Raw genomic sequence first — 10,083 nt, 5'->3', positions numbered from 1 at the left:
GTCTGCAGAAAAGTAATCTTCAGTATTCCCTTCTCTAAAGCATCGCGTCTCCTAAGCGAAGCGCCTCTTTGTGAAGAGTGTTTTGGTTATTCAATACACTGGCCTTTGATAGGCAATATTTCACTGTGACTCTCCACCGCTGTGGGCACCACGACATTACGCAGGCTTCACATTGTAGAGAGCCCGACTAGCAATAGCCGGCCTTTTTTACGTCTGCAAAAAAGTAATTTAGTAAATTGCCAAGACCCTATGGCGAACTCAGTAGCGGTCGCTCTTTCACAGCCTGTGCTCCCGGTATTTGTATTCCTATACATTATACAAAAGTGCGCGAAAGCAAGCCCTTCAGAGGCTGACCTGATAAAACAGTTTTCTGTTTCCCTCAGCAGTAGCTAATAAAAGCTAGTATATTTTTAGAACTTAATACAGTTGTGTTGGCATTACTTTAAAGAGAATATGTCTTTTTAGAAGGTTTGGCTTTAGTTGCTCTCTTTTTGGCTGAGTGAATTTGTTTATAAATTTAGAGTTTCAATTAAATCAACATTGTATGAGAGGCTTAATCTATAAGTATCAATATGTCACAGTAACAAATATAATTTTGCTTTGTTACTGGCTTTGATTTAGGATCAAATCAGTTTAAAACCAAGAACTAACATACAGTGTATAGATTATTAATAAGCATAATATCCATTTTAATTTGTTTTTCTGTTTCTGCAGTTGAAGTCACTGATCTATATCAAGACATTTTAAAAGTTGATGATAAATCAAGAGATAGTAGATTAGCGGCAAGCCGCAAAGCTTTACTTAATGTTTTGGTAAAAGTAAGTGGTGATGAAACGGCGGATCAAAATCGATTAGCTCAACAGCGCACTAAAGATATCTCTGATTACATGCTTAAATTTGAATACGATGAGCGTACTGAAGGTCAATTAAAATTAATTGTTAAATTTGAAGCACGAAAAATTAATGCGCTTATAAAAGAATTAAGTCTACCTCTATGGGGTTCACAACGTCCGTTAGTCGCTATTTGGCTAGGTATTGAAGATAATTGGCGAAGAGAGCTAGTAACACAAGAGAGCTATCCACAGCTTGAACAATTAATTTACGATAATGCTCGAAGACGTGGCTTACCTGTTGTTGTGCCATTACTGGACTTACAAGACAGACGTTTAGTAGGTATACCCGAGGTGTGGGGCAATTTCTCAGGACCTATAGAAGAGGCGTCTCAGCGGTATAGTGCTGAAAGAAGTATTACAGCCAAAATGTACAAAGACAATAACAGTAATAACTGGGTTTTAGATTGGCGATTTACAAATGATGATTTGTTTGATGAAAATCGTTTAGTTGGTGATAAACAACAAATTGTTAGTCAAATGATAGATACACTAGCTAGAGGGTTAGCAAGTGAATACGCAATTGATCCCAATGCATACTACGAGCAAGCTTCAGCTATTTTAACTTTAAAAGGGGCCGAAAATTTTGTAGATGTCGAACTAGCTAAGAGACGTTTACAGAGTTTAAGTGTTGTTACACAGGTTACGATTGCTCGAAAAACGACTGAGTTTGTTGAATACAAATTGAATCATACAGGCGATGTTACAGATTTAAAAAAAGCGCTAGGTCTTGATTCTGCTTTTAAAGATTACGTTGATCCACGCGCTTTTTATCATGTTGTTGACAAAAACAGCCTTGAATATCAATGGATAAAACCATAGTGCTAAGTCATGAACCAATGCAAATGGCGTTGCCTGTTACTTTGCCAGATGACGAGACGTTTGCATCGTACTTTGGTGGTGAGGACTCATTAGAAGTTAACCATCTAAAAGCGAGCTTTTCTGAGTTGGCAAATTCATTTCAGTATACTTACTTGTGTGGATTGGGTGATTCGGGTAAGTCTCACTTGTTATACGCGACGTGCATAAAAGCGCAAGAACGTGGCCTTTCTAACATGTTACTTTCTATGCGCGAGGTTATCAATTTTGGCCCTATGGTCCTCGATGGACTCGAAGCGCTTGATGTATTGTGTATAGACGATGTCCACTTAGTTGCAGGGAACGATGCCTGGGAAAAGGCCCTGTTTAATTTTTTTAATCGCTTTAACGAACCCGGTAAAATGTTAGTCGTAACCGCAGACCTGTTACCAAATATGTTAAATATCTCGCTTCCTGATTTAGAATCTCGTTTGACTTGGGGAACCACCTTTCAAATACGTTCAATGAGTGATGATGATAAAGCGCAGGCGCTTGTTAAGCGGGCACACATGCGTGGGCTTGAGTTAAGCGATGAATGTGCACGCTTTTTACTAACGCGTCTAAGTCGAGATATGCGTGCTTTACTCGATGTATTAGACAAATTAGATCATGCATCTATGGCCGCACAGCGAAAATTAACAATTCCCTTTATAAAATCAACGTTAAAGCTCTAGTAGGTCTAGAATCTAGACCCCGCTTTCAGTTATCATTAGTCAATTAAATTGTAATCACCTTCTGTGAAAGATCAGGTATCGAATGAACTTAGAAAATATATTAGCGCAAGCACTTGAGGCGGTAGCCAGTGCCAGTGAAATCGCGCAACTAGAAGAGATCAGGGTTAACTACCTTGGTAAAAAAGGCGAAATCACTAGCTTACTTAAAACACTGGGTAAAATTGCTCCTGAAGAACGCAAAGAAGCAGGCCAGGTAATTAATCAGGCTAAGCAAGATGTGCAAGCTGCAATTAACGACAAGCGTGAGCTTTTAGCAAGCAAGGCACTAGAAGAAAAGCTAGCCGCTGAAACAATTGACGTTACTTTACCTGGGCGTGTGATGCCTACAGGTGGATTACACCCAGTAACACGTACAATTGAGCGTATTGAAAGCTTTTTTGGTGAATTAGGTTTCGAGGTGAAATCAGGTCCTGAGATTGAAGATGATTTTCATAACTTTGATGCTTTAAATATCCCTGAACATCACCCTGCGCGTGCTGATCACGATACCTTTTATTTCAATCCTAAATTAGTATTGCGTACACAAACAAGTGGCGTGCAAATTCGTACTATGGAAATGGAACAGCCACCGCTACGAATCATCTCACCTGGGCGTGTGTATCGTAACGATTACGATCAGACACATACACCTATGTTCCATCAGGTAGAAGGGTTAATGGTTGATACCGATGTAAGTTTTACTGAGCTTAAAGGTATATTACATGACTTTTTGCGTAACTTTTTTGAAGAAGATATGGAAATTCGTTTCCGTCCATCATTTTTCCCATTTACAGAACCTTCAGCTGAAGTAGATGTGATGGGCAAAGACGGCAAATGGTTAGAGGTACTAGGCTGTGGCATGGTACATCCAAACGTTCTTAAGTCTGTAGGTATTGATCCAGAAAAATACACTGGTTTTGCATTCGGCATGGGCGTAGAGCGCCTAACAATGTTGCGTTACGGCGTAAACGATTTACGTGCATTTTTCGAAAATGACTTAAAATTCCTAAACCAGTTCCGTTAAGAGTGAAGCAATAAAATGAAATTTAGTGAAAAGTGGTTAAGAGAGTGGGTTAATCCTGCTATTGATACGCAAGCTCTGTCGGAACAGCTTTCTATGGCTGGCCTTGAAGTTGACGGCGTTGAGCCAGCTGCAGCCAAATTTAATGGTGTGTTAGTAGGCGAAGTTGTTGAATGTGGTCAACATCCTGATGCGGATAAACTTCGCGTTACTAAAATTAACGTAGGTGGCGATGAGCTGCTTGATATCGTTTGTGGTGCGCCAAACTGTCGTGAAGGAATTAAAGTCGCGGTTGCAACCGTTGGTGCAGTATTACCTGGCGATTTCAAAATTAAAAAAGCAAAACTTCGCGGTCAGCCTTCACACGGTATGTTATGTGCATTTGACGAGCTAGGCATTAGCGAAGAAGGTGAGGGCATCATGGAGTTACCGAGTGATGCACCCATTGGCGCGGATTTACGTGACTATTTAAGCCTTGACGACAACATTATTGATGTTGATTTAACACCAAACCGTGGTGACTGCCTTGGTATTAAAGGTCTTGCCCGTGAAGTAGGCGTTTTAAACAGCATTGATGTAAACGTATTAGAAATCCCTACTGTTGCTCCAACAATTGACGACAAAGTATCAATTGAGCTAGTGAACGAAGATGCATGTCCTCGTTACTTAGGTCGTGTAATAAAAGGTATAAATCTTGATGCAGAAACACCGTTATGGATGGTTGAAAAATTACGTCGTAGTGGCGTTCGTTCAATCGATCCGGTTGTTGATGTAACTAACTATGTATTACTCGAACTTGGCCACCCTATGCATGCATTTGATTTAAGTGCAATTGAAGGTGGCATTAAAGTACGTAGTGCAAATGCAGATGAAGAACTAGTACTGCTTGATGGTAATACAGCTAAATTAAACGAGTCTACACTCGTTATAGCAGATAATGATAAAGCACTTGCCATTGCTGGTATTTTTGGTGGTGAGCAATCAGGTGTTACTGAAAAAACAACAGACATACTGCTCGAAAGTGCGTTCTTTAATCCGGTAGCAATTGCAGGTCAAGCACGTAGTTACGGCCTACATACTGATGCATCACATCGTTATGAACGTGGTGTAGACTTTGCTCTACAACACGATGCAATGCAGCGTGCTACAGCGCTACTTCTTGAAATTGTGGGTGGTCAAGCAGGCCCTGTAGTAGAAGCCGTGGCGGCTGATAAGTTACCTAAGGTGACTGAAGTTCGTTTGCGTCGTTCGCGTTTAGACCGCGTAATAGGTCATCACATTGATGATGCTAAAGTAACTGATATTCTGACTCGCTTAGGTCTTGATGTTAAAGTTGAAAATGAGAGCTGGAGTGCAGACATACCTAGTTACCGTTTTGATATTCGCATTGAAGAAGATTTGATAGAAGAAGTTGCACGCGTTTACGGTTACAACAGTATTCCAAATGTGGCACCAACTGCAAAACTTAAGATGACCACTCATAACGAAGCGAGCATTGCACTAAGCAAATTCCGCAATACGTTAGTAACACGTGGTTACCAAGAAGCGATTACATACAGCTTTGTTGACCCTAAGGCACAAGCTATTTTGCATCCTCAAAGTGATGCACTTGTTCTACCGCATCCTATTTCAATTGAAATGTCAGCAATGCGTGTTAGCTTAATGCCGGGTCTATTGGCGTCTGTTGCATACAACCAAAATCGTCAACAACCACGTATTCGTTTATTTGAGCATGGTCTTAAATTTATAAACGATGAAAATGCAGAAAATGGTGTATACCAAGTGCCTGTTATTGGTGGCGTTATTACTGGTTTGGTTCATGGCGAACATTGGGTTGAAGAAAAGCGCAATGTCGACTTTTATGACCTAAAAGGCGATGTTGAGGCATTACTTGCGATCACTAACGATGTAAGTCGCTTTGAAATTAAAGCAGAGCAGTCAGATGGACTTCATCCGGGCCAGTCAGCTGTTATTTATGTTGATGGTAAAAAGGTTGGTTTTTTTGGTGCATTACATCCTCAAGCGCAAAAGTCGTTAGATATCAATAACGCAACTTTTGTATTTGAAATTGAAATGTCAGCAATTGAAAAAAGAAATTTACCACAAGCAGAAAGCGTGTCTAAATTTCCTTCAAACCGTCGCGACATCGCGATTTTAGTGGCCGACAGCGTTAAATCTGGTGATATTTTAAACGCTATAGAAAAAGTTGGCGGAAATCAATTGGTTGACCTAAACTTATTCGATGTGTATAAGGGCAAAGGTATTGAGCCAAATTATAAGAGTTTGGCGATTGCTCTAACACTGCAAGCGGTTGATAGAACACTCGAAGAGAAAGATATCAATCTAGTAGTTGATAACGTGGTGGCCGAATTGGCCGAAAAGTTTAATGCATCGTTGAGGGACTAGATATGGCGCTTACTAAAGCCGACATAGCTGAACACCTATTTGAAAAGCTCGGGATCAATAAAAAAGATGCCAAAGATTTAGTTGAAGCGTTTTTTGAAGAAATCCGCTCAGCGCTAGAAAAAGGAGAGCAGGTTAAGCTTTCTGGATTTGGTAACTTTGATCTTCGAGACAAAAAAGAAAGACCAGGGCGTAATCCGAAAACAGGCGAAGACATTCCTATTTCGGCGCGTCGTGTTGTCACCTTTAGACCGGGTCAAAAATTAAAGACTCGTGTTGAAGTGGGCACCAGCAAAGCAAAATAAAAAAAGGCAGCGAAAGCTGCCTTTTTATTTATTCCTCGCTTAACTCTGCTTAAGCGGGGTTTATTATTATCTAAAATTCTCTAGGTGATACAAATTCACCCTCTAATACTTGTTGATAGGTTTGCTCGGCAAGTGAATCAAGTCCAGATAAGTTTTTACCAGTACTTAAGAGTTCCTGCTCTATTTCAAATAGATCTATATTTTCGATTCCCGACATTTGCGCTACTTTTGAAAATATATAAGCATGTTTAAATTTATCATGTTTATAAAACAGGCTGATAAGTGATGTGTACACCTCAGGATTGGGTATGCGCCCTTTTTGATTTAACTCTAGCGTTTTGTAGAGCAAATCAATCGTTTTTTCGTCATCAAACTTAATGTAATACGACGCTAAAAAAAACTGCATTTCAGCACTTTGTGTAACACTCGGATCGTCTTCTATAGCCAATAGTTTATTTAATGCACCTTGATTATTGTTTCTGGACCAATGGTAATAAAGTAAACCGGGGTGATTTGTATCAATAGTGTCTTGATAAAGGCGCGTCATTTCTTTAATGCTAGTAAGTTGTCCATCTATGCGAGACGTCTTCTTAGCTTTGAGCTTTATGTGCTCAATTTTAGCCGCCAGTGTTATACATTGGTTGTATGTTTCAAATTCTTTTAATAATTGATATTTATTTTCATCCGTTGGCTCTTTGTATTCACTGTAACGCTTTAAGATAACTTCAGCACGCTCGTCTTTACAATGACTGTCTTTGTTTAAATCAGAACAAAAGCCGGGTGTTTCCTTACAAACTTTTGCTAGCGTCACAGGTTCTTCACAACCCGCTAATGTTAGTAATCCAAGTAGTAAACTTGCTCTTTTTAGCATTCCTAAACCCCAAATAAATATCTACGCAGCCATTCTAGCGCAATCATTTAACGCCTAACAGTAGAGAATAACTTCAGATTAAATTAGAATAGCCGTGCCTGAAGTGCATTACTCTCAAAATATAGTGCACTTTTAAAGGCTATCCGTTCAAAATGATAAACTTAGGTAAATAAAATGACCTCATCTCACGAGTTAGAATACACAAATAGTTGGCAAGAGCGCCAAGATTACGCTGAAAGCATGCAACCTATCATTGGTAAACTTTACCGTAATCGTGGTATTGAAATCGCTGTATATGGCCGTCCTCTCGTAAATGCCAGCACTATTGAAATTATTAAATCTCACAAAACTGTTGCACAATTTGAAGGCACAAAATTACGATTACGTGAAAGCTTCCCGTTTTTAGAAGCAATCAGCAAAATGGAATTAAACTCTGCTCGTATTGATATTGGTAAGCTTGCATACAGCTATTTATACAGCGACGTTGCTAATGGCCGTTCAGTTGAAGAGTTCGTTAAAGATGAATTAGCAGAAATAGCCAATTCAACAGTGAAAGAACCTCGCGATGTAGTTCTTTATGGATTTGGTCGTATTGGTCGTTTGCTTGCTCGCTTATTAATTGAAAAATCGGGTCCTTACGCCGATTTACGTCTACGTGCAATCGTTGTGCGTGGTGGTAAAGAAGGTGACCTTGAAAAGCGCGCTAGTTTATTACGTCGCGATTCAATTCATGGTCCATTTAATGGTTCAATCACCATTGATAAAGAGCGCAACGCGATTAAAGCGAACGGCAGTTACATTCAGGTTATTTATGCAAATTCGCCTAGTGAAATAGATTACACCCAATACGGTATCAATAATGCGTTAATTGTTGATAACACAGGTATTTGGAAAGATGAAGCAGGCCTTGGTCAGCATTTAGAGTGTAAAGGTGCAGCTAAAGTATTATTAACAGCACCGGCTAAAGGCAATATTAAAAACATCGTATATGGTGTAAATAACCAAGATATTTTATCTGAAGATAAAATTGTCTGTGCAGCAAGTTGTACAACAAATGCAATCACACCAACATTAAAAGCGTTAAACGATAAGTTTGGTATTAATAATGGTCACGTTGAAACCGTTCACTCATACACAAACGATCAAAACCTAATTGATAACTATCACAAAGCCGAACGTCGTGGTCGTGCCGCAGCGCTTAACATGGTAATAACTGAAACAGGCGCAGCTAAAGCTGTATCTAAAGCATTGCCAGAGCTTGAAGGTAAGTTAACAGGTAACGCTATTCGTGTACCTACACCTAACGTATCGCTTGCTATTTTAAACTTAAACTTAGCAACTAATACATCAGTTGAAGAACTAAATGCATTTTTACGCGATACAGCGCTTCACTCAGATTTACGTGACCAAATTGATTACACTGCATCAACAGAAATAGTGTCTACCGATTTAGTAGGCAGCCGTTATGCAGGTGTTGTTGACTCACAAGCGACAATTGTTGACGATAATCGTATTGTATTATACGTATGGTACGATAATGAATTTGGCTATAGCTGCCAAGTAGTACGTTGTATGCGAGATATGGCTGAAGTGTCATTCCCAAGCTTACCACGCTAATGTATATGTAGTATTTAAAAGCCAGCGTTTAGCTGGCTTTTTTAATGTGCAATCATTTTTAAAGTGTATGCCTTGTGCTACGCTTTGCTTATTAAAATACAGTGCGTGTTAGAGTTATAAAATACACTGTATTTACTGCGAGTAGTATTATTCGTGGTGTTAGTTCTGCGAGTTAAAATGCAGATGGGCTTATTCAAATTAAAGGTTTTTTCATGAAAATCAGTAGTAATTTCGACAGTGGTAATATCAAGGTAATTGATGCAACCGATCCGCTTAATATTCAATTAGAGATTAATAACGACCACAACTCTGAATTTTATCAGTGGTTTCACTTTCGATTAGAAACAACGCCTTACCAATTACATAAGCTTAATATTAATCAGCTTGAAAAATCAGCATACCCAGATGGGTGGGAAGGCTATCAAGCAGTCGCATCTTACGATCGCCAAACATGGTTTCGTGTTCCATCAAACTATGAAAATGGCACGCTAAGTTTTGAAATAGAGCCAGAGTGCGGCAGTGTTTATTTTGCTTACTTCGCACCATATAGCTATGACCGCCATTTAGATTTATTGTCGTGGGCGCAAACGCAAGGTGCTTGCCAACTTCAAACATTGGGTGAAACACTTGATGGGCGCGATATGAGCGTATTAAAAATTGGCGAGCCAAGCGAAGATAAAAAAGTAATTTGGGTAACAGCACGCCAGCATCCAGGTGAAACTATGGCAGAGTGGTTTGTAGAGGGATTACTCCATAAGTTACTTGATGATGAAGACCCACATGCTGCCGCATTGTTATCAAAGGCTGTATTTTACATCGTGCCAAATATGAACCCAGATGGCAGTGTACGTGGTCATTTACGTACTAATGCTAAAGGTTTTAACTTAAATCGCGAATGGCAAACACCTAGTATGGAAAATAGCCCTGAAGTGTATTTAGTCCTAAATAAAATGCGCGAAACAGGCTTAGATATGCACCTTGATATTCATGGTGATGAAGCCATTCCTTATAACTTTGTTGCTGGCAGCGAAGGTATTCCAAGTTACGATGAGCGACTTAAAAATTTAGAAGACAGCTTTAAAGCGGCGTTATTAACAATAACACCGGAGTTTCAAGACGAACACGGTTACCCGAAAGATGAGCCAGGCCAAGCTCTTTTAACAGTTGCATCGTCGGCAACGGCTGAAGAGTTTAAAGCGCTTACATACACAATTGAAATGCCATTTAAAGACAATAACGATTTACCAGATCCTGACTACGGCTGGTCAGATCGTCGCTCGTATCAGTTTGGTCAAGACACGTTAGCAGCCATTGTTAATGTGGTTGATACGCTAAGATAGAGTATTGAAAAAAGGCATCAATTATTGATGCCTTTTTTATACATAAACTTAAAATTAATTAATAT

8 protein-coding genes are annotated in these 10,083 nt (G+C 39.5%); 7 read left to right on the top strand and 1 reads right to left on the bottom strand.

Translation table 11 applies throughout. The features are described from left to right. The first annotated feature begins 656 nt into the window (after positions 1 to 656). The 5 genes from RF53_RS13070 (at position 657) to ihfA (ending at position 6,190) form a co-directional block, all read left to right on the top strand. Positions 657 to 1,712 carry a DUF2066 domain-containing protein gene (locus RF53_RS13070; RefSeq protein ID WP_039037929.1) on the top strand — a complete coding sequence of 352 codons (1,056 nt, stop codon included), beginning with the start codon at positions 657 to 659 and terminating at the stop codon, positions 1,710 to 1,712. Continuing rightward, positions 1,712 to 2,422 (top strand): DnaA inactivator Hda, encoded by a 711-nt coding sequence (gene hda, locus RF53_RS13065; protein WP_008132045.1) that lies wholly within the window; start codon positions 1,712 to 1,714, stop codon positions 2,420 to 2,422. Before RF53_RS13070 ends, hda begins: the two co-directional genes overlap by 1 nt. Positions 2,423 to 2,504: 82 nt before the next feature. Beyond that, positions 2,505 to 3,485: a phenylalanine--tRNA ligase subunit alpha gene (gene pheS / locus RF53_RS13060; protein WP_039037928.1), complete on the top strand. Its 981-nt coding sequence runs from the start codon at positions 2,505 to 2,507 to the stop codon at positions 3,483 to 3,485. A 15-nt stretch (positions 3,486 to 3,500) separates the two neighbouring features. Then, positions 3,501 to 5,888: a phenylalanine--tRNA ligase subunit beta gene (gene pheT / locus RF53_RS13055; protein ID WP_039037927.1), complete on the top strand. Its 2,388-nt coding sequence runs from the start codon at positions 3,501 to 3,503 to the stop codon at positions 5,886 to 5,888. Positions 5,889 to 5,890: 2 nt separating this feature from the next. Further along, positions 5,891 to 6,190: an integration host factor subunit alpha gene (ihfA, locus tag RF53_RS13050; protein ID WP_002960690.1), complete on the top strand. Its 300-nt coding sequence runs from the start codon at positions 5,891 to 5,893 to the stop codon at positions 6,188 to 6,190. Between the two features lie 70 nt (positions 6,191 to 6,260). Here the strand turns inward: ihfA and RF53_RS13045 are convergent, their stop codons facing one another. Then, on the bottom strand, positions 6,261 to 7,061 hold the full coding sequence (locus RF53_RS13045; protein WP_010557230.1) for a DUF2989 domain-containing protein: 801 nt from the start codon (positions 7,059 to 7,061) through the stop codon (positions 6,261 to 6,263). 174 nt (positions 7,062 to 7,235) lie between these two features. Here RF53_RS13045 and RF53_RS13040 point away from each other — a divergent pair, with 174 nt between their 5' ends. Together RF53_RS13040 and RF53_RS13035 are read left to right on the top strand one after the other, a co-directional pair. Continuing rightward, the gene (locus RF53_RS13040; RefSeq protein WP_039037926.1) at positions 7,236 to 8,678 is read left to right on the top strand and encodes a glyceraldehyde-3-phosphate dehydrogenase; all 1,443 of its coding nucleotides are present in this window, start codon (positions 7,236 to 7,238) and stop codon (positions 8,676 to 8,678) included. A 212-nt stretch (positions 8,679 to 8,890) separates the two neighbouring features. After that, positions 8,891 to 10,018 (top strand): M14 family metallopeptidase, encoded by a 1,128-nt coding sequence (locus RF53_RS13035; protein WP_039037925.1) that lies wholly within the window; start codon positions 8,891 to 8,893, stop codon positions 10,016 to 10,018. Positions 10,019 to 10,083 lie beyond the last annotated feature (65 nt).

Origin of the sequence: Pseudoalteromonas sp. ECSMB14103 (assembly GCF_000813065.1) — a bacterium.
In the GTDB taxonomy this organism is placed as follows: Bacteria; Pseudomonadota; Gammaproteobacteria; order Enterobacterales; family Alteromonadaceae; genus Pseudoalteromonas; species Pseudoalteromonas marina.
The sequence above is the reverse complement of the archived record's forward strand: the minus strand, read 5'-3'. Positions and strand labels throughout refer to the sequence as shown.

Excerpts from the sequence above, each read along its gene's own strand:
- pheS (WP_039037928.1), top strand. The coding sequence starts at position 2,505 with ATGAACTTAGAAAATATATTAGCGCAAGCACTTGAGGCGGTAGCCAGT.
- pheT (WP_039037927.1), top strand. The coding sequence starts at position 3,501 with ATGAAATTTAGTGAAAAGTGGTTAAGAGAGTGGGTTAATCCTGCTATT.
- ihfA (WP_002960690.1), top strand. The coding sequence starts at position 5,891 with ATGGCGCTTACTAAAGCCGACATAGCTGAACACCTATTTGAAAAGCTC.
- RF53_RS13045 (WP_010557230.1), bottom strand. The coding sequence starts at position 7,061 with ATGCTAAAAAGAGCAAGTTTACTACTTGGATTACTAACATTAGCGGGT.
- RF53_RS13040 (WP_039037926.1), top strand. The coding sequence starts at position 7,236 with ATGACCTCATCTCACGAGTTAGAATACACAAATAGTTGGCAAGAGCGC.
- RF53_RS13035 (WP_039037925.1), top strand. The coding sequence starts at position 8,891 with ATGAAAATCAGTAGTAATTTCGACAGTGGTAATATCAAGGTAATTGAT.